Source organism: Streptomyces sp. NPDC050416, assembly GCF_044458845.1.
In the GTDB taxonomy this organism is placed as follows: Bacteria; Actinomycetota; Actinomycetes; order Streptomycetales; family Streptomycetaceae; genus Streptomyces.
Genome location: NZ_JBITII010000007.1, coordinates 275,327 through 299,358, shown reverse-complemented (window position 1 = coordinate 299,358; position 24,032 = coordinate 275,327). Strand labels below are relative to the sequence as shown.

The window sequence follows — 24,032 nt, the reverse complement described above, 5'->3', positions numbered from 1 at the left end:
CTCAACTGCCCTGCTCGATGAGCTGGTTCGCCTTGGACTGCGCCTCCTTCAGAGCGTCCTCGGCGCTCTTCTTGCCCTGCATGGCCAGCTGGATCTGGGCCGAGATGGCGTTCAGCTCGCCGGGCGTCAGCGCGATCTCGTCGGCCGTGGCGGTCTTGCGGTCACTGGCGACGATCTTGCGGGCCTCGGCGAAGGGGTCGTCGCCCTTGACCGACTGGAAGAACGGGTCGTTCAGGGAGGCCGTGGTGGACGGGAAGATGACGACGTTCGGGTCCTTCGCCCAGGCGAGCTGGTTCTCGGCGTTCGTCAGGAACCGCGCGAAGGCCAGCGCCGTCGAGGCGTTCTTGCTGGTGGACGCCACGCCGATGTACTGCGGGGCGCCGACGGTGTGGCCGAGGGCGTCCAGCATGAAGGGGGCCACGCCGGTCTTCTTGTAGACGCTCGGGTTGTTCTGCTGGATGAACCGCAGGAAGTTGGGGTTGGTGGGGCCGTAGACCAGCTTGCCCTGCCCGTAGACGTTGGCCGGGTCCTGCGTGGAGGACAGGGAGTCCCTCGGCATGCCGCCGGCCTTGTAGAGCTTCGTCATGGCCTCGACCCACCGGGCCGTCTTCGGATCGTCGGCGAAGGTGAACTTCTTGCCGTCCGGGGAGAGGATCTTGATGTCCATCTGCTGCCAGTCGGCGGGGATGCGCAACTGCGGGTTGGCGAGGAACGCGTAGTACTCGCCGTCGGAGGCCTTGGCTATCTTCTCCGCGTCGTCGAACAGGCCGAGGACGGTCGTCGGAGGTTTCGCCGGGTCCAGGCCCGCCTTCTCCATCAGGTCGGTGTTGAAGGTCTGCACGATGCCGCCGGAGTACCAGGGCAGCACGCTGTGCACCTTCTTGCCGTCCGCGTCGGCGTACACGCTGGACTTCCACAGCGCGGGCGCGAACGGCTTGCCCGCGTCCGGGGCCTTGTCGTCCAGGTTCAGCAGGTAGCCGTTCTTCGTCAGCGCCACCGCCGTGTTGACGTTGATGTTCACCACGTCCGGCAGCGTGCAGCCCTGTGCGTCGGCGACCAGGCGCTGGGTGAAGGTGGCGTCGCCCGGGTCGTCGATCCAGTTGACCTCGGTGCCGGGGTGCGCCTGCTCGAAGGCGTCGATGACGCCGTTGAAGTACTTCCCGAAGTCCTTCTTCAGGTTGGTGGTCTGGAAAGTGATCTTTCCCTTGACGTCCCCGGAGAGCGTGCCGGAACCGACGTTGCCCTTGTCGACCTTGCAGCCGCCGGCGGTGGCGTCGCCACCGTCGGAACCGCCGCCGGCCAGGCCGCAGCCGGCGGCCGTCAGCGTCAGGACGACCAGACAGGTCAGGGATCCGGTGAGTCTTCTTGCGCGCATTGCTGCCCTCCTGGGACCAGTCATGCTGGATCAAATCACCAAGTTGGACTTCGATTGATGAAAAGGTGGACCAGAATTCATCGGAGGTCAATGGTTTGCCGTGTTGCTGTTCGGTTGCGTACGGCGCTCAGTGGCGGTGTTCGTGGTCCGGCTGGGAGGGATCGCCGGGGTGTTCGTGGCCTTCGGCGTACACGACGTCGGCCCTTGCCTGGTCGAGCCAGTCGAAGAAGGCGCGTCGGGCTGCGGCGTGCCGCAGCTGCCGTGCGATGCCGTCTTGGACATGCTCGTAGGGCTGGATGTCCGAGGGGTCCGGGGCGTTGTAGGGGTCGACGCCGCGGCGCAGTGCCTCGGGAGTGAGGAAGCGGTCCTGGTTGCGGTCGTAGTAGTCCCGTACGGCCGTTTCCGGGATGTGCTGTTCGCGTTCCAGGGCGGCGAGCAGAGCTCGGGCGGCGGGGGAGTGGGCGAGGGCTGCGGCGATGATGCTGCCCAGGTCGGCGACGTCGGTTTCCGGAATGGTGAGCAGGTGCATCGGCAGGACGTCGTCCGGTGGGGGCAGGCCGCGTGCTGCGCAGGCGTGGCGGGCGAGTTCGTCGGTGACGATGACCTGGGTTGCCCAGCGTCTTCGTTGGCGGGCTGCGCGGGCGGAGAGTGCAGCGCCATGCCCGTGTGCGGGTGCCGCGCCGTTGTGGCTGGTCGCGCAGTTCCCCGCGCCCCTGAGGGCATCGGTGCGGAGGAATGTTTCCACGTGCTGCTTGGGGATCGGTTTGCCTCGGATGCTTGCCGCGTAGTCCTGCGTCATGGCGTCACCCGCAGCTCGACGGCCCTCGTGTAGGCCACGCAGCCGTGCCAGGCGGTCTTCGCCATCAGCCAGTACGAACCCGGGGGGATCGCGGCGCCGTTCACCTCGATCACGGACTCGACCTGTTCCCCGCCGGGCACCGTGAAGCCCTGGCAGGCCGGGGTGACTCCGGGCCAGGTCCCCCACGAGGACACGGCCCACAGGGTGCCGTTGACGGGGCCACGGGTGGGGTTGCGCAGGGTCACGGGGACCCGGATGCGTTCGCCCCGGCGTACGGTCACCCGTTCAACTCCCGGATTCGTCACCAGAGTCGGGCCCGTGCGCCCGTCCGGCACGTCCAGGGCTGCCACGTCCTCGTACGTCTGGCCGCCGTGGGACAGTCGCGCGGCGAGCCAGTGCCGGCCGGGGACGGGGTCCGGCGGGGGTGTCACCGTGATGTCCGTGAGGGTGAAGCCGCCCGGGCCGAGTGTGTACGGGAGTGTGGCGGGCTCGGTGCGCCAGCCGGGCGGTGCCTCGAAGGTCACCGTGCCCGAGACGGGCGCGTCGGTGAGCTCGGAGGAGACCCGGACGGTCGCGGTGACCGGGCCGTCGGCGGTGAGGGCGGTGGGGGAGAGGTACACGGCGACCGGCATGTTGCCGCGTGGGGCGGGGCCGGAGTTGTGCAGCCAGTAGCGGGTGGCGACGGGCTGCGCGGGCTCGTGGGGGCCGATGCCCGGTCCGGCCGCGCTTTCCGGCGCGTGGGCCGGCGCGGCGAGGAGGGTGGCGACCTCGAAGCCGGTCAGGTCGGCTTCGAGGCCGCCGGTCTCGTCCGGGGTGAGCGGCGCCCCGGGCCTCTCCAGGACGTCGGCGCGGGCGCCCGCCGCCCATGCCACCGGCCCGGAGACGCGTGCCCGTACCGGGCGGCCGTCGACCTCGTGCACGCGGACGACGAGGCCCCGTCCGGGATCCACGGGTGCCTGGCTGCCCCGGGCCAGCGGGGAGCCGAGCGGCTTGAGCGCGTCGAGCAGCACCTGGCCGGCGGGTTCCAGACCGAGCAGGGTGGCCGCCCGGGGCAGGGCGCCGGCGGACTGCCGCAGCCGTGCCGTCAGCGGGCGGTTGTACGCGTGCCCCGCCCGCGGCAGCCGCAGTTCGCGCCAGTCTCCGGTGCCCCCGACGACGGCGTACTCGAAGGTGTGCGACCAGCGCTGGAGCTGGAACCCCGAGCCGTCGGGGGCCGTGCGGCGCGGTGGGTCCACCCAGATCCCGGACGGCCAGCCGGTGCAGGAGCGCATCAGGGACATGTAGAGGTCCCCGGAGGAGGTGATCACGCAGCCGGGCGTGCCGCGGTTGAGGATCGCGAAGCTGCGGCCGTCCCAGGCGTCGCCGGGTGGCAGCGCCTCGCCGCCGCCGGCCGCCGTGGCCGTCACCGTGAAGTCGTCCAGGTCGGCGACGAGCGCGTCGACCGCCTTGGCGTCGTCCTCGGGGCGGGCGCCCGCCACCACCAGCAGCGGCAGGCGTTCCAGGTCGCGCAGATCGGCCCCGGGGACCCACTCCTCGCGCAGACAGGCGCGCGGGGCGACCCAGACGGCGGCCACGCCCCGTTCGGCCAGTTGGCGCTTCAGCTCCCGCCCGGCCGCCGGGTCCCAGCCGAGCGCCTCGGCGACCACGGCGTTGCGGTCGGGGCCGCCGACGGCGATCCGGACGTCCGGGAGGTTGGAGTCGACCTCCAGGTCGCCGTAGCGCGGGCCGCCCGCGATCGTCGAGGTCGCCGTGACCCCGGCGCGGACCAGGGCCGCCGCGAGCGGGGCGCCGAGGTCGCCCGCGATGTCCCAGTCGGAGTAGACGAGTTCGGCGACGCCGATCGAGCGGTGTCCGAGGAGGACGCCGGAGTCGTCGTGGACGGCGACGCGGGCGGTGGAGCCGAGGCCGAACCAGGTGTTGGCCGGGTTGTCCAGCGTCCACGGGAACCGCTCGCTGTCCACCTCGACGAAGCCGAACCCGCGCCCGATCACCGCGTCCGCCACCTCGTGCACCGGCAGCCCGCCCCGTACGTCGGAGGGCCAGCGCACCCGGATCAGCCGGTCGGCACCGTCGTACCCGTCGACGGTCGTGGTGGCGTCGAGCCGGTCGACGCCCTGCCACAGCGTCAAGCGCTGGGTGTAGCGGAAGAGGCCGAGGTCGGCGGTGACGGTGATGCGGGAGCCGGCGGGGGAGTGCTCGACGCTCACCTCGGCGGTCACGTCCCGGCTGCGGGCCGCGGTCGTGCCGGTCGGGGTGAGGTGCCAGGGGCCCTCGCCGAAGCGCGGATGCCTCGGGTACTCCTCCTGGACGACGATCTCGTTGCCGATGTCACCGGCGCGCAGCAGCTCCCGGCCGCCCTCGGCCAGGGCGCGCAGCCCGCTGACGCCGCCGCCGCGCGCCGGGTCGACCGTCACCTCGTAGAACTCGTTGCGGATGGTGAGGCCCTCGCCGGGCGCCCAGCCCTGGACGGAGCCCTCGGTGAGCGGGAGCGCCGTGAGGCCCATGCCGGGTACGTCCGGGACGACGATGTGGAGCCGGCCGTCCTCCCGGACCGCGGGGAGCCCCCGGGGTACGAGACCCGGGTCGTCGACGGTCAGGACGTCACGGCGCTCCCAGGTCGCGGAGTTGAACACGACCAGGTCGGGACCGTCGCCCGGGGTGACCTGGTCGGCCAGGGCCTGGGTCGCGTCGGCGTGCACGCTGCGGGCGAGATCGTGCAGCTCCCGCCAGCCGGTCATCAGGTCGATGTAGACCTGGTCCGACTCCGAGCCGGTGATGGCGTCGTGGTGGGCACCGTAGACGAGCTGCCGCCAGGCCTTGTCCAGGGCCGCGTCCGGGTAGGGGCGGCCGGTGACGAGGGAGGCGAGCGTCGCCCAGGCCTCGGCCTCGGCGAGGAGGGTCTCGCCGTACCGCTGGGCCTGCTTGGTGTCGATGTAGGAGACGTCCTTGCCGGTGTAGACCGGGTTCATGTCGCGGGTCTGCGGGGAGGCCTTGCGGCCCTCCGTCTGAAGTTCCGCGCGGACGGCGGCGAAGAAGTCCCGGGGGATCGCGCTGATGAAGCGGGGCCAGACGTACCGGGCGTTCCAGTCGCGGTGGATGTCCATGACCCAGCGGCACGGCGGCGCGTAGTCCCCGCCCACCGGGAGCAGCACGTTGCGGGTGAGGGCGACCTGCTTGAGCCGCTGGAAGAGCTTGTACGCGGCGGCCTCCGCCTCGGGCAGGGTGGGCGCGTTGTCGATGGCCCAGCCGGCGCCGTAGTGGTTGACCATGTACGCGGTCAGCAGCCCGCGTCCCGACGGGGCGATCCAGTCGAACTCCGCCGGGAACTGCATCCGGCCCGGGTCCCTCGGCTCCTCGCCGAACACCGACAGCGTCGGCCCCCACTGGTGGAACGGCCCGCGCGCCCACGAACTGGAGTTCACCCCGGCGTCCGCCATCAGCCCCGGGAACTGCGGGTCGTGCCCGAAGGCGTCCAGCTGCCAGGCGGTCTCGGGGGAGGCCCCGATGATGCCGCGCTGGAAGCCGTCGCCGTACAGGGCGTTGCGGATCGTCGCCTCGGCGCCGGTGAGGTTGGTGTTGGGCTCGTTGTAGGTGCCGCCCATGATCTCGACGCGGCCGGTGCGGATCAGCTGCCGCAGGAAGGCGCGCTCCTCCGGGAAGGCGTCCCAGTAGGGCTTGAGGTAGTCGACCTCGGCGAGCACGAAGGTGTACGCGGGGTCGCGCCGGGCCAGGTCGCAGTGGGCCCGGACCAGGCTCATGCCGGACTGGCCGCGCGAGTCGAAGGTGCGGGCGGGCAGGCCCGTGGCGGCGGGGTCGTCGGCGACGTCCCAGGTCTCGGTGTAGGCGCCCTGGGTGTTCCACCAGACGGGGTCGTAGTGGAAGTGGCTGACCATGAACATGGTCCAGCCGGGCTCCGCCACGGTGAACTCGCCTGTGCGGGAGGTGACTTGGTCGCCGTCGGCCGCGGTGACGGTGATCTCGCGGCGGTCGCCGGGCGCCAGGTCCTCGCCGGTGACGGGGACCTCGGCGCGTACGGTGCCGTCCTCGCCGGCGGTGGCCTCCGCGGTGCCGGTGAGGCCCGGGCCCTCGACGGTGAGCCGCACGGTCCGGCCCGGAGTGTGGCTCAATTCGACGGCCACCACCTGGCGCGGCTGCTCGGTGGTCCCGGTGAAGAGCTCGGTCGACTCGACAGAGGTGACGCGCATGGGGCTCCTACGAGTGCTCTGGGGAGCCCCATCCTGCACGGCAGGAGTGATTCAAACAACCATCTTCACGTCAACTTGGTGGTTCATCCATGCACGGCCGGCGGTGTCACCTGGCCCGCCGGGACTTCACCGCGTGCTGCGGGGTGATGTGGTCGGTCAGCGCCAGCGAGGCGCTCGCGCGCTGGTAGGTGAGCTGGGCGACCCGGACGTACAGGCAGTCGACCAGCATCAGGACGGAGTGACGGCTGCTGATGCTCTCGGCCCGGAAACTGGTCTCCGAGGAGGACGAGATGAGCCGGATGTCGGCGGTCCTGGACAGCGGCGAGCGCGGGTCGGTGGTCAGGGCGATCGTGGTGGCGCCCCGCTCCTTGGCCATCTCGAATGGTTCGAGGGTCTCGCGGGTCGCCCCGGAGTGGGAGATGCCGATGGCCACGTCCGCGGGGGTGAGCAGGGCCGCGGAGGTGGCGGCCGCGTGCACCTCGGTCCAGCCGCGGACCGCGCAGCCGATGCGGAACAGCCGGGTCTCCGTCTCCTGGGTCACCGCCCCGCTGCCGCCGACGCCGTAGACGTCGATGCGGCGGGCGCGGGCCAGGGCCTGGGCCGCGCGCTCCAGCGCGTCGAGGTCGATGCGGTCGATGGTCTGCTGGATGGCCCGCAGGTCCGCCGTGCCGACGACCTGGACGACCCGTTCGAGACTGTCGTCCGGGGAGATGTCCGGGCCGATCTCGGCGGTTCCCCAGTCGGACGCCTCGCCCCGGCCGCGCTCCTGGGCCAGTTCGATCAGCAGGTGCTGGTAGGAGTCCAGCCCGATGGCCCGGCAGAAGCGGGTCACCGTCGCCTGGGAGGTGCCGGTGCGGCGGCCCAGCTCGGCGGCCGAGCAGTGGGTGACGGCGGCCGGATCCTCCAGGATCAGCTCGCCGACCTTCCGCAGGGACCCCGCCAGCCGGGGCAGCTCGGTGCGGATCAGTGTGGTGACGTCCGTGGGAGGCATGGGAAGAAGGTAACAGCCACCCTTGGGAGTGTGGATTGAATACCAGGACCCGACTCGGTGCCGGGCATGTGCCATGAGGACGGTGTGATTTATTGATTCATCGAAGAGGAAGTGTAGGGTGATTCAATCCATCAGTGGGGAGTGTGACGCGTGTCCGTCGAGTCTGTGAGCGCCCAGGGGTTCGCGCGGGAGAGCCTCGCCGTCCTCCAGCACGTCATCGAATCCGCCCGGGACGACGTGGCCGCCGCCGCGGACCTGGTCGCCGAGTGCGTCCGCGCGGACGGTGTCGTCCAGGCCTTCGGCACCGGCCACTCGCAGGCCCTCGTCCTCGAACTCGCCGGCCGTGCGGGCGGACTGGTCCCCACCAACCGGCTGAGCATCGCCGACCTCGTCCTCTACGGCGGCGAGGACCCGGCCGTCCTCGACGACCCGCTCCTCGAACGCCGGGCCGGGGTGGCCGCCCGGCTCTACGAACTGGCCGCCCCGAGCCCCCAGGACCTGTTCGTCGTCATCTCCAACTCCGGCGTCAACAACGTCATCGTGGAGATGGCCCTGCACGCCAGGGAACGCGGCCACCGCGTCCTGGCCCTCACCTCCCTCGCCCACACCCGGGCCGTCCCCGCCGCCCACCCCAGCGGCCGGAAGCTGGCCGACATCGCCGACGTCGTCCTCGACAACGCGGCCCCGCGCGGCGACTCCCTGCTCGAACTGCCCGGCGGCGGCTCGGTCTGCGCCCTGTCCACGCTCACCGGCGTGATGCTGGTCCAGATGACGGTCGCCGAGGCGGCCGGCCGTCTCCTCGCCGCCGGCGAGCGCCCCCCGGTCTACGTCTCGGCCAATGTGCCCGGCGGGTTCGAGGGCAACCTGGAGCTGGAGAAGAAGTACGCGGGCCGGATCCGCCGCACGGCGAGCTGAACCGGCGTTTCCGGACGGCCGTCCGGGCGCGGGACGCTTCAGGACCGACGCGTCCGGCCTTTCAGGGCCGGGCGAACTCGAACCACACGATCTTGCCGGTGCTGAGCCGGGCCGCGCCCCACCGCATGGCCAGCCGGCTGACCAGGTACAGCCCCCGCCCGTTCTCGTCCGTGGGCCGGGCGCGCCTGAGGCGTGGCAGTTCGGGCGCGTCGTCGCCGATCTCGCAGCGCAGCACATCGGTGCGCAGCAGGCGCAGGGTGACGGGCCGGGAGCTGTGGCGCACGGCGTTGGTGACGAGCTCGCTGACGAGGAGTTCGACGGAGTCGCCGAGCTCCTCCAGGTTCCAGCGGGACAGGGTGCGGCGGGCCAGCCGGCGGGCCTGGCCGGGCGCTGCGTCCTCCGGATCCAGGGACCAGTACGCCACGTCGCCGGGCATGATGCCGTCGAAGCGGGCGGCGAGCAGCGCGATGTCGTCGTCCCGGTCGCCGGGACCGACCAGGTCGAGGACGTCGTCGCACAGGGTCTCCAGCGCGGGGGACCGGCCGGGCCCGGCGAGCCGGCCGGTTGTCCCCGCCTTCTCGCGCAGCTGCTCGATGCCCGTCCACACGTCGCGCAGGCGGGACTCGACCAGACCGTCGGTGTAGAGCAACAGCGTCGCGCCCCCCGGGGCGTCGAGCTCGACCGCCTCGAAGTCGACGCCGCCGACGCCGATCGGGGCGCCGGGCGGCATGCGCAGCACCTCGGCACGGCCGCCCGGGTGGAGCAGGACGGGCGGCGGATGACCGGCGTTGGCGATGGTGATGCGGTGCGAGACCGGGTCGTAGACCGCGTACAGGCAGGTCGCCATGTGCTCGGCGCCCAGGCGCTGGGCCTGTTCGTCGAGGTGGTGCAGGACCTCCTGCGGCGGCAGCCCGAGGCCGGCGAGGGTCTGGGCGGTGGTGCGCAGCTGGCCCATGATGGCGGCCGAGGTCATGGAGTGGCCCATGACGTCGCCCACGACCAGGGCGACCCGGCTGCCCGGCAGCGGGATGGCGTCGTACCAGTCGCCGCCGACCCGGGCCGATTCGGCGGCGGGCAGGTAACGAGCGGCGAGACGGATGCCGGGCGGGCTGGGCAGGGTCTCGGGCAGCATCGTGCGCTGGAGTTCGTCGGCTATGTGGGCCTCGCGGCCGTAGAGCACGGCCTTGTCGATGCCGAGGGCGCTGTGGGTGGCGAGCTGCGCGGCGACGAGGAGGTCGTTGAGCTCGAAGGGCCTGGACTCGGGGCGGCGCAGGAACAGGGCCGTGCCGATGACGCGGCGCCGGCCGCGCAGCGGGGCGAGGATCGCACGCTGTCCGTCCGGAAGGGCGAACTCACCGCCACCGCCGACCAGTTCGGCCAGCGCGCCACGGCCGGCGGGGGAGTCGGTGAACACCGGGCGCACGCCCCGCAGCACCTCGGCGAGATCACTGCCCGGCCGGACCTCGCACAGGTCGGGGGCCGGCACTCCCGGCTCGGGGAACGGGACGCCGCCCGTGTCCTCCGCAGGGGCGCGGTCGAACCGGTGCAGCCGCAGGACCAGCGGGCCGGTGGGCCGCTCGTCGCCGACCGGCAGCGGATCGCGCAGGCAGACGAGGACCCCGTCCGCGAAGCTGGGCAGGACGGCCCGGCACAGCCCCGCCACGATCTCGTCCAGATCCATGGCACGGCTGATCCGCCGCGTCGCGGCGCCCACGAACCGCAGCCGGTCAGCGTCCTGCCGCATCGGCTCGGCGGCGGCTCGCGAGGCCGGGGGCGGCGGGGGAGGCGCCGGGCGCGAGGCCGGCGGTGCTCCGCGCACGCCGAGCGCGGCGTGCGCCGACAGCTCGCCGAGCACCTGCCGGTCCCGCGCCCGGAAGACGTCCCGGTCGGGGCGGCGCAGGAACAGGGCGGCCCCCACCGTGCCGTCGGGGCCGGCCAGAGGGACGAGGAGAACCCGGTCCCCGTGCGGCACACGGGAGTCGGGCCCCAGCAGCTCGCGCAGGGCAGGATCCAGATCACCGGAGTCCCTGCCCAGCGCCTCGCCGGCGTCCAGGACCTTCGCCAGGACGCCCGACGGCGCCATCGTGACGGTGACCGGCGCCGCCCCGCCCAGCACACCGCCCAGCCCGTCCTGGGAACCGGGATGCCACTGCGCGCCGGTGTCGTACGGCGGACCGCCCGCCGGGGACGAGGCCGGGCCGGAGGGCTGGGCGGGGATGGGGGAACGGCACAAGCCCGTGCCGCTCAGGCGCAGTTGGGCGTCGGAGGCCGTCGGGTCCGCGCTGCCCGGCGTGGCGTCGAGATACACGACGAGGGCGTCCGCGACGGACGGCACCGTCGCCCCGCAGAGCTCCTCCAGTACCTGCGCCGGATGTTCGGCGCGCGCGACGCGACGGACCGCGTGGGTGAGAAAGTGCTTGGGGTCGGGCCGCATCGCCCACATCCTCCGCGAGGCCCCGGGTTCTGTCCAGCCGCCCACGACAGCCGTTGCGGAAGCCGCACACACCGAGCACCGGACACCGGGAAACCGCTTCCGTCCGGACCATTGACGCGGCGGTGGGGCCGACACTGGCGTGACTACGTAGTCATACCCGGCCCGTTCATCCATCGTGCCGTCGTTGACTACGTAGTCCACGCCCTTTTGTCACTCCCGGGAGCCCACATGACCACGACCGGGACCGAAGGCCACCCGGCCGCCGGTGGGCGCCGGCGGCGTGGCCCCGGGATGACCGAGGTCGCACGGGCCGCCGGGGTGTCGCAGAAGACCGTCTCGCGGGTCGTCAACGGCGAACCGCACGTCAGCGCCGAGGTGCGCGACCGTGTCCTGAGGGCCGTCCGCGACCTGGACTACCGTCCCAACACCGCCGCCCGGGCCCTGCTCCTCGGCCGCTACCGCCGGATCGGCGTGGTCTCGCTGGGCAGTTCGCTCTACGGCCCCTCGACCCTGCTCATCGCCCTGGAGCGGGCAATGCAGCGCGCCGGCTACTCCGTCGCCCTGGCCGGCACCCTGGAAGGGCAGAAAGTCTCGGCCGCCGTGGACGCGCTGCTGGAACAGGGCGTGGACGGGATCGTACTGTCCGAGCCCATCGACGACGGCGCGCCGCTCGAACTGAGCGCCGGACTGCCGGTGGTCAGCCTCGGCGAGGGCGTGGAGCTGACGCCCGGCACGAGTGCCGTGGTCGGCACCGACGGGGTCGCGGCGGCCCGGCTCGCCACCGAGCACCTGCTCTCCCTGGGCCACCGCACCGTCTGGCACCTGCCCGGCCCGCAGGACTGGTGGGCCGCCCGCGAGCGCCTGCGCGGCTGGCGCGAGGCCCTCGCCGCCGCCGGCGCACCCGAACCGCCCCTGCCGTCACCGGGCGACTGGAGCCCGGCCTCCGGCTACGCCGCCGCACGGCAGCTCGCGGAACTTTCCGACGTCACAGCCGTGTTCGCCGCCAACGACGACATGGCCATCGGCGCCCTGCGCGCGTTCGCCGACGCGGGCCGCGCCGTCCCCGGCGACGTGAGTGTCGTCGGCAACGACGACATCCCCGCCGCCACCTACCTCTTCCCGCCGCTGACCACCGTCCGGCAGAACTTCGCCGCCGTCGCCGACCGCGCCGTCGACGTACTGATCGCCCTGATCGAGGGCCGCCCCGCCCCGGCCGAACAACCCGGCCGGGCCGTCGAGTTGACCGTACGGGCCTCCACCGGGCCGGTACGCGACCAGGGTCCCGCGCCCCACCCTGCCCCTGCTCCCTGACCGCCCGCGCTGGGCGCCCTGGCCGTCTGGCAGTTCCTCCAGAGCTACAACAGCTTCCTGTGGCCCCTGGTGCTGGTCTCCGACAGCTCCCAGTACACCCTTCCGCTGGGCCTGCAGGCCCTGTTCGTGTCGGAGCGACGCCAGTACGACCTCGTGCTCGCCGGAGCCTTCCTCGCCGTCCTGCCCGCCGTCGCCCACCGTGTACGGCGAGTCGGTGCCGCTCGTGCCGTGGGACGTGAAGGTGCTGCGGAAGAACCGGTCTAGCGCCGCAGCGGGCAACCATCGCTTCCGGCCGGAAAGTTCCGTCCGCCTGTTCGCCGGGCGTCGTATCAGGGGCGTGGGCCGCGCCGCGCCGGAGGGGGAGCGGGCGGGCCGTTTCGGCCGGCCGATGGGATGAGATGCCATGACGTCACCGCTGCCCTCGGGAGAGACGCTGCCGCAGCCGGTGCCGAACCCGCCGGCGTCGGTCGCGGGGTTCCTGGTCGCCACGATCGACTCCGGCGGGGAAGCCGTCATGCGGGAGGCGCTGGGCTCCCTCGCGGGCCTGGTGCGGTCCGTCGGCTTCCCCAGCCCCGACGGCGGTCTGGGCTGCGTCGCTTCAAGGCCGCGCGCACCGACCTGTGCTTCGCGCTCGCCGCCGAACTCGTGCGGCGGCTGCGCGGCACGATCACCGTGCGGGACGCGACCCAGGCGTTCTCGTACCTCGACTCGCGCAACGTCCTCGGCTTCGTCGACGGCACCGAGAACCCCGTCGGCGGCGGTTACGCGCTCGTGCAGAAGTACCTGCACGACGTGGACGCCTGGGAGGACCTCGCCGTCGAGGCGCAGGAGATCACCGGCACCCTGTTCTTCGTACCGCCGCCGGGGTTCCTGGAGGCGTTGCCGGACAGCCGGCGGATCTCCATGCCCGTCCGGTGAGTACGCAGGGGACCGGGCGGCAGCCGCCCGGTCCCCTCGCCCGCCCTGCGGTATCGGCGTTACGACACGGTCAGGTAGATCTTGCGCACGGTTTCGATGGTCTTCCAGACGCCGACGAAGCCCGGCTTCATGACAAAGCTGTCGCCTGCCTTGTAGACCACCGGCTCGCCACCGTCCGGCGTGATTTCGATGACGCCGGAAAGGATGTGGCAGAACTCGAAGAGCTCGCCCTTGATCGAGCGCGTCTCGCCGGGCGTGGCTTCCCAGACACCGGTTTTGATCATTTCCCCGCGGGCGGCGTCCAAGGCCCAGGTCTTGTACGTCGGGTCGCCGGAAATCAGGCGCTCCGGCAGCGGGCCGGATTCGAGGGGTGCGAAGGAGGGATCGGTGTCGATGGTCTTCAGGAGCGACATGCTTTTCCTCTACTGGTTTGGGAACGGCGCAAATCGGGAGTGTCAGATGCCGAGCATGGTGTTGAGCTCGTCCAGGGACTTCACCGTCACGTAGTCGTAGCCGTGGGTCACGGGGTCGCAGCCACGGTCGAGCAGGATCAGGTTGCGGAAGCCCATGTCGTGCATCGGCATCAGGTCGTAGCGGGTGTGCGAGGAGACGTGCACGAAGTCCTCGGGGGACGCGTCGAGTTGGTCGAGCATGTACTCGAACGCGGCGTAGCGGGGCTTGTAGTAGCCGGCCTGCTCCGCGGTGAAGACCGCGTGGAAGTCCGCGCCGAGCCGGGGCACGCTCTCCTTCAGGAAGGAGTCGTCGGCGTTGGACAGGATCACCAGCTTGTAGTTCTCGCCCATCTTCTTCAGCGGTTCCGGCACGTCGGCGTGAGGACCCCAGCTGCGCACGCCGTCGGCGAACCGCTTGCCCGCGTCCGGGGCCGCCTTCACGCCCCACTTGCGGCAGACCCGCTCGAAGGAGTCCTGCAGCACCTGCTCGTAGGGGTAGTACTCGCCGCGCACCTGGTCGTAGCGGTAGCCGCGGAACTCCCGGAGGAACTGGTCCCAGTGCTCGGCGGGGATCTGGTCGCCGACGAGCTCTCGCGTGATGGGGGTCATCGGCCACTCGATCAACGTGCCGTAGCAGTCGAACGAGACGTACTTCGGACGGAACTGGAACGAGGGAATGGGCATGAGGTGCTCCTGTCTTGCGGGCGGGGCGGGGCGGGCGGTGCCGTCGGAATTGCCGGGGGTCAGGCGGCGGCGACTCCTGCCGGTGCGAGGAAGTCGATGGGGTGTTGCGTGCTGCCGTCGAGTGCCAGGTCGGCGGCGATCTCGCCCATGGCCGGCGAGAGTTTGAAGCCGCTGCCGGAGAATCCGGCCAGGACGATGATGTCGTCCTCGCCGGGGAGATGACCCACGAGCGGGTTCCCGGACTCCGTGTAGCCCTCCATGTAGGCCGACAGCCTGATGGGGTCGGGGTTCAGGTCGGGCATCAGCTCGGCGATGAGCTCACGGAAGATGGCGAGTTCCTCCGGACGGACCGTGCGGTCGAGTCGTTCGGGCTCGGGCACCGGAAGATGGCGTGCGAAGGAGAGGCCGAGCTTGACGGAGAGGCCGTCGGGTGACGGGATCCCGAAGCAGTCGTGGGGTGTGGCGCGCACGAAGGGAGGGGCCCCGCCCGCGAACCAGTCGTGGCGGGTGGGGATGTGCCAGGAGCAGACCACCCGGCGCACATCGATGCTCCGTGGCAGGTCCGGGAGCAGGGTGTTGATCCAGGGGCCCACGGTCACCACGGCGGTGTCGACGTGGTCCGTGCCCTGGTCGGTGACGATCCGCACCCCGCCGCCCGCCGCGGGGACGATCTCCCGCACCGGGGTGTAGCGGTGCAGCCGGGCACCCAGCTGTTCGGCGCGGGCGGCCGCGGCCTGGACCGATGCCTCGGGCCTGATGACGGCGCCCTCGCGGTCGAGGACGGCGGTGTGCCCGTCCGGGAGGCGGTGCTGCGGGTAGCGGCGGGCGAGTTCCTCCCCGTCCAGTACCTCGTGAGCCAGCCGGTGGGCGGAGCTGGCGGAGAGGAGGAGACGCATCGCCGGCGAGGCGGTCTCTCCCATCACCAGACAGCCGCCGCGGCGTCGCAGTGACCGGCCCGTCTCCGCCTGGAGGTCCTCCCACATCCGGTCGGCGAGCCGCAGCAGTGGAAGGTAGCCGGGTTCACCGAGGTGTACGGCGCGGAAGATGCGGCTCTCGCCCCCGGCCGCGCCGCGGTCGTGACCCGGCGCGTACCGGTCGTAGCCGATGACCTCGGCTCCGCGGCCGGCCAGTCGCCACATGGCCTGGCTGCCCATGGTGCCGGCGCCGATCACGGCGACGCGCTTCGGGGTGCGCATGAGGTGGCTCCTTTCGAGGGTGCGGTCTGGGTGGTGGTCGGCCCTGGCGCGTCCCGCTGGGGATGGCGCTCACTCTCGGCCCGGGAAACCTGCAGGTCAACCCACACGGTGTTCCGTCTTGGGGCCTTTTTGAGACGGTCTGTCAGAGCAGCTCGATCAGCTTGTCGGTGAACTCGGCGGTGGTCGCCGTTCCGCCCAGGTCACGGGTGCGGGTGTCGGTCTTGGCCAGGACCGAGGCGATCGCGTCCGTGATGTCCCTGGCCGCGGCGGGATGGCCGAGGTGGTCGAGCATCATGGCCGCGGACCAGACAGCGCCCAGCGGGTTGGCGATGCCCCGGCCCGCGATGTCGGGCGCGGAGCCGTGCACCGGCTCGAACATCGAGGGGAAGTCCCGCTCGGGGTTGAGGTTGGCCGCCGGGGCGATGCCGATGGAACCGGCGACCGCGGCCGCGAGGTCGCTGAGGATGTCGCCGAAGAGGTTGGAGGCGACGACGACGTCGAAGCGGGCCGGTTCGAGGACGAACTTGGCCGCGAGCGCGTCGATGTGCTCCTGGTCCCAGGCGACCTGCGGGAACGAGGCGGCCCGCTCGGCGACGAGCTGGTCCCAGAACGGCATGGTGTGCACGATGCCGTTCGACTTGGTCGCGGAGGTCAGGCGGCCGCCGCGCTGCGAGGCGAGCGTGAAGGCGTAGTCCAGCAGGCGGGTGACGCCGGCCCGGGTGAACACGGCCTCCTGCACGGCGATCTCGTCCGGGAAGCCGCGGTTGAGCCGGCCGCCGACCTCGCTGTACTCGCCTTCCATGTTCTCGCGCACGACGACGAAATCGACCTCGCCCGGCCGTGCGCCGCGCACCGGACTGTCGATGCCTTCGAAGACCCGGATGGGCCGGAGGTTGACGTACTGGCGGAAACTGCGCCGGATCGGGATCAGCAGCCCCCACAGCGACTCGTGGTCGGGCACCCCCGGGTATCCCACCGCGCCCAGCAGGATCGCGTCCTTGTCGCGCAGCTGGTCGATCCCGTCGGCGGGCATCATGGCGCCCTCCCGCAGGTACCGCTCGCACGACCAGTCGTACGAGGTGTAGGACAGGCTGAAGCCGTGGCGGCGGCCGAGGACATCGAGCACTTGCTGTGCCGAGGGGAGTACCTCGGCGCCGATGCCGTCGCCGGGGATCAGGGCAATGCGGTGGGTCGTCGTCATGCGTCGATTGCAGCAAGGCGGTCCGCGGGGCGTCCAAGACGCAAAGGGGATCTCCCTTATAAGCGGTGCCTATGAGGCGGCGAGGAGCCCCATCCTCGTCGACGTGGCTTTCCTGAGCCCCTATGTCGACGTGGCTTTCCTACGCCGCGACGGACCCCGCCCCCGCCACCGGAAACCCCGGGCTCCGGAGCACGCGCCTGTCCGCGTCCACCGCGAACACCTCGCAGTTCTCGCGGGCCGCCGCCCACTCCACGCCCTGGGCGCCCAGGGCGAACGCCGCTGTCGCGACCGTGTCCGCCTCGGTCAGCGTGGGGGCCACGACGGTCATGCTGATCAGGCCCGTCGCGGGGCGGCCGGTGCGGGCGTCGAGGATGTGGTCGCCGCGTTCGTAGCGGGCGGAGGTCGCGACGGCCCGGTCCGTGAGGTCCAGGACCGTGCAGAGCCGGTCGGCGTGTTCGGGGTGGCGTACGCCGACACGCCAGGGGCCGCCGGAGGCGAGCACGTCGCCGCCCGCGTTGAGGCAGAACCGCCGCGCCCCGGCCGCCGACAGCAGCTCCGCTCCCTTCTGCACCGACCAGCCCTTCACCACGGCGCAGGGGTCGAGGCCGCGGCCGGGCAGCCGGACGTCGAAGGCACCCCCGGTCGCGATCCGGTACTCCTCGCACAGGTCCAGGACCTCGCGGAGCTCCGGGCCGGGGGCCGCGACCTCGCCCCGGTCCAGCCGGGACACCTCGCTGTCCGGGCGGAAAGGGCTGAACCGTGCGTCGACCTCGCGCAGCCAGGCGAAGAAGCCGTCCACCGGCGCCTCGGGGAAGCCCTCGTCGTCGATCCGTACCGACACCGGGAACCCCATGACGTGCTCGACGCGCCGCACGCCGTCAGCCCCTCGCGTCGATCGCGGCCTGGAGCGACTCCTTGTAGCCGTCGCTGGTGATCGTGGCGCCGGACACCGTGTCGATGTCGGCGCTCTGCGCCTGGAGCGTCTCCTGGATCAGCTTGGGCACGGCGGCCGTGGTCTGCGGGTGGTTCGGCTGCTGAAGCATCCTCACCGAGGCGATCTCGTCGCCGTCGAACGTGACCTCGACCTGCACCGGGCCCTTCTCGGTGTCGATCGTCGACCCCGACACGACCGTCGTCGTGGTACCGCCCGACGAGGAGACCGAGGGCGTCGACGCGGGCGCGGCGGGCTGTGAGGCGGACGACGACGACCCGGTGTCGGGTGACGGCGCGTACCTCCAGACCGGGATCAGGCCGGCGACGCTCAGGACGAGGACGGGTATGGCTCGCTTCACGAATCTCTCCTCGTCATCCGGCCAGGCTGAAGCGCTCGAAGTGGGTCTGCGTCGGCGGCACGCCCAGCTCGCGCAGGCTGCCGAGCACCGCGTTCATCATCGGCGGCGGGCCGCACAGGTACACGTCCCGGCCGGTGATGTCCGGCACCAGACGCGCCAGCTCCTGCGGCGCCAGCCGGTCGGGCAGGGCCGGCCCGGTGACCAGGTGCAGCTCGGCCTCCTTGGCGAGCGCGAGTTCGCGCAGTTCGTCGTAGAGGACGGCGTCCCGGTCGGTGGCCACCCGGTAGATCACGACCGCGTGGCCGTCCAGTTCCTCCAGCAGGGCCCGGATCGGGGTGACACCGACGCCGCCGGCGATGAGCAGGGCGTCCGGGCGGGTGCGGTGCAGGGTGGTGAAGGCGCCGTAGGGGCCCTCGGCGAACACCCGCGTGCCGGCCTTCAGGTGCCGCAGGGCCGCGCTGCCCTCGCCCGCCCGCTTGACGGTCAGCCGGAGCGTACGGCCGTCCGGCGCGGCGGACAGCGAGAACGGGTTGGCCTGCCACCAGCGGTCCCTCGTCAGGAACCGCCACAGGAAGAACTGTCCGGCCCGGGCGGGCAGCCGGTCCAGGTCGCGGCCCGTTATGTAGACCGAGACCACGTCGTCGTTCTCGGGGACGACGGCCGTGACCCGGAGCCGGTGGCGGAGGTTGCGCCACAGCGGCAGCACCAGCCGGCCCGTGAACACCGCGGCGAGGGCCACGCCCCACACGGCGTACCAGTACGTCCGCGCCACGGACGACGACGTGAACGACGTACCCGCCGCGACCTGGTGCGTGAACGCCAGCACCACCGCGACGTAGGTGTACAGGTGGATGAAGTGCCAGGTCTCGTACGCCAGCCGGCGCCGCGCGGAGCGGGCCGAGACCGCGCCGACCACGATGATGATCGCCAGGGCGGTGATCGCGCGCAGCACGCCCTCGACGGTCTCCGCGAGGTCCACCAGCTGGTTCACCGGGTCCAGGGACGAGGACTGGGCGTAGCCGAAGACGATGAACACGGCGTGTGCCAGCAGCAGCCACAGCACCGAGAAGCCCGTCCAGCGGTGCCAGGACGTCAGCCGGTCCATGCCGATCCGCCGGTCGAACCACGGCAGCCGCGCCACCAGCAGCAGCTGGAACGCCATGAGCAGCGCCCCGTACAGCCCCGCCAGCCGCCCCAGCACGATCAGCGTGTTCGAGGCGAAACCGGCCTGGACGAAGAAGACGGTCACCACGACCGCGTTGGCCAGCAGCACCGCGTACAGGCCGGTGCGGCCCACCACTCGGGGGCGCACCCCCGGGCGGGGTGCGGCGGGGCGTTCCTGGAGGGTCGTCACGATCGGCAGCTCCTTGATCGGATCCTGGGACACCGAGCTTGGCGCGGGGGAGCTGTCGGAACACTGTCGCCCAACTTTCAAGTACCTATCGATCCGGCGGCGAAGCCCCGGGCGGCTATGGCGGCACCCGGCACGTGAAGCACTATGAGCGGGTGGAAAAAGTACGACTCCTCGTCGTCGACGACGACCCGCCCATCGCCGACCTCGTCGCGACCGTCGCCCGCTACGAGGGCTGGGAAGCGGTCACGGCGTACTCCGGCGAGGACGCGCTGCAGCGGGCCGCCGAGTTCCACCCGGACATCGTGGTGCTCGACCTGATGCTGCCCGGCGTCGACGGCTTCGGCGTCCTGGACCGGCTGCGCGCCTCCGGCACGATGGTGCCGGTGGTGTTCCTCACCGCGCGCGACGGTGTCGCCGACCGGGTCGCGGGCCTGACCCGGGGCGGCGACGACTACCTGGTCAAGCCGTTCGCCGTGGAGGAGCTGATGGCCCGGCTGCGCACCGTGCTGCGGCGCAGCGCCGGCCCCGCCTTCCAGCGGTCCGTGCTCCAGGTCGGCGACCTGACCATGGACGAGGACACCCGCGAGGTGCGGCGCGGCGAGAAACTGCTGTCGCTCACCCCGACCGAGTACGAGGTGCTGCGCTACCTGATGCGCAAGTCACCCACCGTGCTCACCAAGGCGCAGATCCTCGACCACGTGTGGGAGTACGGCTTCGGCGGCCGCTCCAACGTCGTCGAGCTGGTCATCAGCCGGCTGCGCCGCAAGCTCGACGAGACGGACGACGGCGGCGCGCCGCTGATCCACACCGTGCGGGGATTCGGATACGTCCTGCGACAGGCCTCCGAGTGATCGCCCGGCTGCGGCGGGCCTACCGCGGGATGCGCCTGGGCACCCGGCTGGCCCTCGGCCTCGGCGCCCTGGCGCTGGTCGTGTTCGCCGTCGTCGGCACGGCCCTCACCACCTACATGCGCGACTACCTCTCGGCCCAGCTCGACACCCAGCTGGCGCAGGCCCAGATCGCCCAGTCCAAGAGCATCGCGGACTACGGCACCCTCTCGGGCAAGAAGTACTACAGCTGGTTCTACGCCGTGTACGACGTCTCGGACGGCACGCCCGAGCTCCGCAGGCCCGAGGACCCCGCCGACCTGCCGAAGGACGTCGACGACTTCACGGCCCTGGCCTCGGCGCAGACCACCGCGCACACGGAGCTGCTGCGCACCGAGCCCCTCATGGGCGCGGGCACCTACCGGCTGCGCGCCTGCGAGGTCGAGCCCGGAGTGGTCCTGGTGAGCGCCGCGCCCATGGAGGACATCGAGGACACGGTCGGGCAGCTCATCACCATCCAGGTCGTCACCTTCGCGCTCGCCCTGCTCGCGCTGGTGGTCTTCGGCCGCCGCATGCTGCGCCGCGGGCTGAAGCCGCTCAGCGACATGGCGTCCACCGCGCACGGCATCACCTCGCACGACCTGACCGAGTCGGCGGCCCGGCTGCCGCTGCGCGCCGACGGCCGGGACGGCGGCCCGGAGGTGGACGAGCTGCGCACCGCCTTCAACACGATGCTGGAGCACATCGACGACTCCCTCGCCGTTCGCGCGGAGGCCGAGCAGCGGCTGCGCCGGTTCGTCGCCGACGCCTCGCACGAGCTGCGCACCCCGCTGATGTCGGTACGCGGCTACGCCGACCTCTTCCAGTACGCCGCCGCCAACGCCCCCGAGGAACGCGACCGGCACCTGGCCCGGCTGCGCGCCGAGGCCGCCCGCATGGGCATCCTCCTGGACGACCTGCTGCTGCTCGCCCGGCTGGACGCGGCGGAGGTGGAGGCGCCGCTGCGGCTGGAGGACGCCGACCTGGCGGAGCTGGTCCGGCAGGCCGCCGACGCCTTCCGGGCCAGCCGGCCGGACCACCCGCTGACGGTGACCACCGGCCCGGCGCCGCTCACGGTGCGCCTGGACCCGCAGCGCGTCCGGCAGGTCCTGGACAACCTGCTCGCCAACGCCGCCGTGCACACCCCGCCCGGCACCCCGGTGTCCGTGGACGTCGCCGTCGCCTCCCACGCCGCCCTGGTCCGGATCGCCGACGCGGGCCCCGGCATCCCGCCCGAGGACCAGGAGCGCGTCTTCGACCGCTTCTACCGCGTCGACAAGGCCCGCAGCCGCGACCGCGGCGGCAGCGGCCTCGGCCTGGCGGTCGCCCAGTCCCTGGTCCAGGCCCACGGCGGCCGCATCGAGCTCAACAGCGAACCGGGGGCGACGGTGTTCACCGTGCGGCTGCCACTGGCCGGGGCCGGGGTTCCGGCCGCCCCGGGGCCGGAAACGACCGCCGTCTAGACTCGACCGGCAACGCCCGTACATGGCCAAAAGCTTCCGCCAACTCGAAGGGCCCGGCGTCTTGATACGGATCGATTCAGTCACCAAGCGGTACCCGGACGGCACGGTGGCGGTCGACCGGCTGTCGCTGGAGATACCCGACCGCTCGATCACCGTCCTCGTCGGACCGTCGGGCTGCGGCAAGACGACCACCCTGCGGATGATCAACCGGATGGTCGAACCCAGTGAGGGAACGATCCTCCTCGACGGCGAGGACATCCAGCGGCAGCCCGTCACCACCCTGCGCCGGTCCATGGGTTACGTCATCCAGAACGCCGGCCTCTTCCAGCACCGCACGATCGTCGACAACATCGCGACCGTGCCCCGCATGCTCGGCTGGGGCAGGCAGAAGGCCCGGGCGCGGGCCGCGGAGCTGATGGAGCGGGTCGGGCTCGACGCCGCGCTCGCCAAGCGGTACCCGTACCAGCTGTCCGGCGGCCAGCAGCAGCGCGTCGGCGTGGCCCGGGCGCTCGCCGCCGACCCGCCCGTGCTGCTCATGGACGAGCCGTTCTCCGCGGTCGACCCGGTGGTGCGCAAGGGACTCCAGGACGAACTGCTGCGCATCCAGGACGAGTTGGGCAAGACCATCGTCTTCGTCACCCATGACATCGACGAGGCGATCAAGCTCGGCACGATGGTCGCCGTGATGCGCACCGGCGGCCACCTCGCCCAGTACGCGCCGCCGGCCGAGCTGCTGTCCAGCCCCGCCGACGCCTTCGTCGAGGACTTCCTCGGCGGCGACCGCGGCATCCGGCGGCTGTCGTTCTTCCCGTCCGCCCGGCTGGAGTTGACGAGCGACCCGGTGATCCCGCTCGACGCCACCGCCGAGCAGATCGCCGCCCCCGACGCCCCCTACCTCCTGGTGACCGACGCGGACGGCCGGCCGCTCGGCTGGAGCGAGCCGCGGGACCTGGTCGCGGGGGACATCCGGCCGGACCGACTGCTGTCCCACGGGCGGCCGTTCGTGCCCGGCACCGACTCGCTGCGGGTCGCCCTCGACTGTGCGGTGCTGTCGCCGACCGGCTGGGCCGTCGCCGTGGACGCCGACGGGCGGGTGATCGGCGTCGTCTCGCAAGCGACCATCGGCGAGGCGATCCGCAGCGCCCACGCGGCGGGGCGCGACGACGAGAAGGTCGCCGGATGAGCGACTACCTGCACGACTTCTTCGACATGCCGAGCGACCTCCAGCACAGCTGGATCGGGCTGGTCGGACTGCACTTGAGAGAGGCCCTGCTGCCGGTCGCGGCCGGACTGCTCCTGGCGCTGCCGATCGCCCAGCTCTGCATCCGCTTCCGCTGGCTCTACCCGCCCGTCCTCGGCGTCACGACCGTGCTGTACGCCGTCCCGTCTCTGGCGTTCTTCGTCGTCCTCATCAACTACACCGGGCAGACCGAACTCACCGTGATGATCCCGCTGGCGGTGTACAGCCTGGTGGTGCTCGTCCCGGCCATCGTCGACGGGGTGCGCTCGGTGCCGCAGGAGACCCTGTCCGCGGCCACCGCCATGGGCTTCGGGCCACTACGGCGGTACTTCCAGGTGCAGTTGCCGATCGCGGTCCCGGCGATCATCGCCGGCCTGCGGGTGGCGACCGTGTCGAGCATCTCCCTCGTCAGCGTCGGCATGCTGATCGGCAACCAGGGCGCGCTCGGCAATCTGCTCCACGACGCGCAGATCTACAACCGGCCCGAACTGACCTGGAACTCCGTGATCACCACGGCCCTCCTGGCGATCGTCGTCGACGCCCTGCTCGTCCTCGTGCGGGTGCTGCTGACGCCCTGGATGCCCAGTGGCACGGCCGGCCGCAAGCAGGCGCCCGCTCTGAAGGACGCAGCCCGGTGAACGTACTGAACTTCGTCAACGCCTTCTTCAGCGACAGCGCCCACTGGCAGGGCTATGACGGCATCCCGGCCCGCCTCGGGGAACACGTGCGGTACACCCTGGAGGCCCTCGCCCTCGCCGCCGCCATCGGACTGCCGATCGGCCTGGTCACCGGCCACTACGGGCTCGGCGGGAACGCCCTGTCCCTGGTCGCCACCGCGGGGCGGGCCCTGCCCAGCTTCGGCCTGCTGGTGCTGATGACGACCCTGCTGGGGTTCGGGATGCTGCCCGTGATGATCCCGCTGGTCGTCCTCGCCGTCCCGCCGATCCTGGTCACCACCTACGAGGCGATGCGCTCCGTCGACCCCTCGCCGGTGGACGCCGCCCGCGGCATGGGCATGCACGAGTCCCGGATCCTCTTCCAGGTCGAACTGCCGGTCGCGCTGCCGCTGATCCTGAGCGGTCTGCGCTCGGCGGCCATCCAGATCGTGTCGACGGCGACCATCGCCGCGTACGTCAGCCTCGGCGGCCTCGGGCGGTACATCGTCGACGGTCTCTACCAGCGCAACTACGAGAAGGTGGTGGGCGGCGCGACCCTGGTGGCCGCCCTGGCGCTGGTCACGCTCGCGCTGTTCTGGGCGCTGGCGCGGGCGGCGGTGTCGCCTGGCGTGCGGAGGAGTTGAGAGACCGGGTTGCCGTAGTTTGTCGCACATCGACGC

At 71.9% G+C, this 24,032-nt stretch carries 21 protein-coding genes; 9 read left to right on the top strand and 12 right to left on the bottom strand.

Features of this window, described 5'->3' with window-relative positions:
- Window position 1 precedes the first annotated feature (1 nt).
- From ACIBL4_RS23510 to ACIBL4_RS23495, 4 genes are all read right to left on the bottom strand, one after another.
- Window positions 2–1,375, bottom strand: a complete 1,374-nt coding sequence (locus tag ACIBL4_RS23510; RefSeq protein WP_399413099.1) for an extracellular solute-binding protein — start codon at window positions 1,373–1,375, stop codon at window positions 2–4.
- 127 nt (window positions 1,376–1,502) lie between these two features.
- On the bottom strand, window positions 1,503–2,174 hold the full coding sequence (locus tag ACIBL4_RS23505) for a peptidyl-prolyl cis-trans isomerase (RefSeq protein ID WP_399413097.1): 672 nt from the start codon (window positions 2,172–2,174) through the stop codon (window positions 1,503–1,505).
- Window positions 2,171–6,379 carry an NEW3 domain-containing protein gene (locus ACIBL4_RS23500; RefSeq protein ID WP_399413095.1) on the bottom strand — a complete coding sequence of 1,403 codons (4,209 nt, stop codon included), beginning with the start codon at window positions 6,377–6,379 and terminating at the stop codon, window positions 2,171–2,173. The genes ACIBL4_RS23505 and ACIBL4_RS23500 overlap by 4 nt, the downstream gene beginning before the upstream one ends.
- A 106-nt stretch (window positions 6,380–6,485) precedes the next feature.
- A complete protein-coding gene (locus ACIBL4_RS23495; RefSeq protein WP_399413093.1) occupies window positions 6,486–7,370 on the bottom strand; it encodes a MurR/RpiR family transcriptional regulator in 885 nt (294 codons plus the stop codon).
- 150 nt (window positions 7,371–7,520) lie between these two features.
- Between ACIBL4_RS23495 and ACIBL4_RS23490 the strand changes: the two genes are divergently transcribed.
- Window positions 7,521–8,285, top strand: a complete 765-nt coding sequence (locus ACIBL4_RS23490; RefSeq protein ID WP_399413091.1) for a sugar isomerase domain-containing protein — start codon at window positions 7,521–7,523, stop codon at window positions 8,283–8,285.
- Between the two features lie 61 nt (window positions 8,286–8,346).
- Here the strand turns inward: ACIBL4_RS23490 and ACIBL4_RS23485 are convergent, their stop codons facing one another.
- Complete coding sequence (locus ACIBL4_RS23485; protein ID WP_399413089.1) at window positions 8,347–10,719, bottom strand: SpoIIE family protein phosphatase; 2,373 nt, start codon at window positions 10,717–10,719, stop codon at window positions 8,347–8,349.
- Between the two features lie 291 nt (window positions 10,720–11,010).
- On the opposite strand from ACIBL4_RS23485, the gene ACIBL4_RS23480 reads away from it, so the two are divergent.
- From ACIBL4_RS23480 to ACIBL4_RS23470, 3 genes are all read left to right on the top strand, one after another.
- Window positions 11,011–12,030 carry a LacI family DNA-binding transcriptional regulator gene (locus ACIBL4_RS23480; protein WP_399413505.1) on the top strand — a complete coding sequence of 340 codons (1,020 nt, stop codon included), beginning with the start codon at window positions 11,011–11,013 and terminating at the stop codon, window positions 12,028–12,030.
- A 69-nt stretch (window positions 12,031–12,099) separates the two neighbouring features.
- On the top strand, window positions 12,100–12,294 hold the full coding sequence (locus ACIBL4_RS23475; RefSeq protein WP_399413087.1) for a hypothetical protein: 195 nt from the start codon (window positions 12,100–12,102) through the stop codon (window positions 12,292–12,294).
- A 381-nt stretch (window positions 12,295–12,675) separates the two neighbouring features.
- Window positions 12,676–12,948 carry a hypothetical protein gene (locus ACIBL4_RS23470; RefSeq protein WP_399413085.1) on the top strand — a complete coding sequence of 91 codons (273 nt, stop codon included), beginning with the start codon at window positions 12,676–12,678 and terminating at the stop codon, window positions 12,946–12,948.
- Between the two features lie 59 nt (window positions 12,949–13,007).
- Here the strand turns inward: ACIBL4_RS23470 and ACIBL4_RS23465 are convergent, their stop codons facing one another.
- From ACIBL4_RS23465 to ACIBL4_RS23435, 7 genes are all read right to left on the bottom strand, one after another.
- Entirely contained in the window at window positions 13,008–13,361 is a 354-nt protein-coding gene (locus ACIBL4_RS23465) for a cupin domain-containing protein (protein ID WP_399413083.1), read from the bottom strand.
- A gap of 42 nt (window positions 13,362–13,403) precedes the next feature.
- Window positions 13,404–14,084: a haloacid dehalogenase type II gene (locus ACIBL4_RS23460; protein ID WP_399413081.1), complete on the bottom strand. Its 681-nt coding sequence runs from the start codon at window positions 14,082–14,084 to the stop codon at window positions 13,404–13,406.
- A 59-nt stretch (window positions 14,085–14,143) separates the two neighbouring features.
- Complete coding sequence (solA, locus tag ACIBL4_RS23455; RefSeq protein WP_399413079.1) at window positions 14,144–15,280, bottom strand: N-methyl-L-tryptophan oxidase; 1,137 nt, start codon at window positions 15,278–15,280, stop codon at window positions 14,144–14,146.
- 142 nt (window positions 15,281–15,422) lie between these two features.
- The gene (locus tag ACIBL4_RS23450; protein ID WP_399413077.1) at window positions 15,423–16,481 is read right to left on the bottom strand and encodes a tartrate dehydrogenase; all 1,059 of its coding nucleotides are present in this window, start codon (window positions 16,479–16,481) and stop codon (window positions 15,423–15,425) included.
- A gap of 139 nt (window positions 16,482–16,620) precedes the next feature.
- Window positions 16,621–17,355: an FAD:protein FMN transferase gene (locus ACIBL4_RS23445; RefSeq protein ID WP_399413075.1), complete on the bottom strand. Its 735-nt coding sequence runs from the start codon at window positions 17,353–17,355 to the stop codon at window positions 16,621–16,623.
- Between the two features lie 4 nt (window positions 17,356–17,359).
- Entirely contained in the window at window positions 17,360–17,773 is a 414-nt protein-coding gene (locus tag ACIBL4_RS23440) for an FMN-binding protein (RefSeq protein WP_399413072.1), read from the bottom strand.
- A gap of 13 nt (window positions 17,774–17,786) precedes the next feature.
- Entirely contained in the window at window positions 17,787–19,127 is a 1,341-nt protein-coding gene (locus ACIBL4_RS23435; protein WP_399413069.1) for a ferric reductase-like transmembrane domain-containing protein, read from the bottom strand.
- 152 nt (window positions 19,128–19,279) lie between these two features.
- Here ACIBL4_RS23435 and ACIBL4_RS23430 point away from each other — a divergent pair, with 152 nt between their 5' ends.
- The 5 genes from ACIBL4_RS23430 to ACIBL4_RS23410 all read left to right on the top strand — a co-directional run bounded on the left by ACIBL4_RS23430 (window position 19,280) and on the right by ACIBL4_RS23410 (window position 23,996).
- Window positions 19,280–19,978 (top strand): response regulator transcription factor, encoded by a 699-nt coding sequence (locus tag ACIBL4_RS23430; RefSeq protein ID WP_356928382.1) that lies wholly within the window; start codon window positions 19,280–19,282, stop codon window positions 19,976–19,978.
- Window positions 19,975–21,456, top strand: coding sequence for a sensor histidine kinase (locus tag ACIBL4_RS23425; protein WP_399413066.1), 1,482 nt, complete (start codon window positions 19,975–19,977; stop codon window positions 21,454–21,456). The genes ACIBL4_RS23430 and ACIBL4_RS23425 overlap by 4 nt, the downstream gene beginning before the upstream one ends.
- 61 nt (window positions 21,457–21,517) lie before the next feature.
- Window positions 21,518–22,639 (top strand): ABC transporter ATP-binding protein, encoded by a 1,122-nt coding sequence (locus ACIBL4_RS23420; RefSeq protein ID WP_399413503.1) that lies wholly within the window; start codon window positions 21,518–21,520, stop codon window positions 22,637–22,639.
- An 8-nt stretch (window positions 22,640–22,647) separates the two neighbouring features.
- Entirely contained in the window at window positions 22,648–23,334 is a 687-nt protein-coding gene (locus ACIBL4_RS23415; protein ID WP_399413501.1) for an ABC transporter permease, read from the top strand.
- Window positions 23,331–23,996, top strand: coding sequence for an ABC transporter permease (locus ACIBL4_RS23410; RefSeq protein WP_399413064.1), 666 nt, complete (start codon window positions 23,331–23,333; stop codon window positions 23,994–23,996). The genes ACIBL4_RS23415 and ACIBL4_RS23410 overlap by 4 nt, the downstream gene beginning before the upstream one ends.
- Window positions 23,997–24,032 lie beyond the last annotated feature (36 nt).

Coding starts and splice junctions, on each gene's coding strand:
- ACIBL4_RS23510 (WP_399413099.1), bottom strand. CDS start 1,375: ATGCGCGCAAGAAGACTCACCGGATCCCTGACCTGTCTGGTCGTCCTG.
- ACIBL4_RS23505 (WP_399413097.1), bottom strand. CDS start 2,174: ATGACGCAGGACTACGCGGCAAGCATCCGAGGCAAACCGATCCCCAAG.
- ACIBL4_RS23500 (WP_399413095.1), bottom strand. CDS start 6,379: ATGCGCGTCACCTCTGTCGAGTCGACCGAGCTCTTCACCGGGACCACC.
- ACIBL4_RS23495 (WP_399413093.1), bottom strand. CDS start 7,370: ATGCCTCCCACGGACGTCACCACACTGATCCGCACCGAGCTGCCCCGG.
- ACIBL4_RS23485 (WP_399413089.1), bottom strand. CDS start 10,719: ATGCGGCCCGACCCCAAGCACTTTCTCACCCACGCGGTCCGTCGCGTC.
- ACIBL4_RS23480 (WP_399413505.1), top strand. CDS start 11,011: ATGACCGAGGTCGCACGGGCCGCCGGGGTGTCGCAGAAGACCGTCTCG.
- ACIBL4_RS23465 (WP_399413083.1), bottom strand. CDS start 13,361: ATGTCGCTCCTGAAGACCATCGACACCGATCCCTCCTTCGCACCCCTC.
- ACIBL4_RS23460 (WP_399413081.1), bottom strand. CDS start 14,084: ATGCCCATTCCCTCGTTCCAGTTCCGTCCGAAGTACGTCTCGTTCGAC.
- solA (WP_399413079.1), bottom strand. CDS start 15,280: ATGCGCACCCCGAAGCGCGTCGCCGTGATCGGCGCCGGCACCATGGGC.
- ACIBL4_RS23450 (WP_399413077.1), bottom strand. CDS start 16,481: ATGACGACGACCCACCGCATTGCCCTGATCCCCGGCGACGGCATCGGC.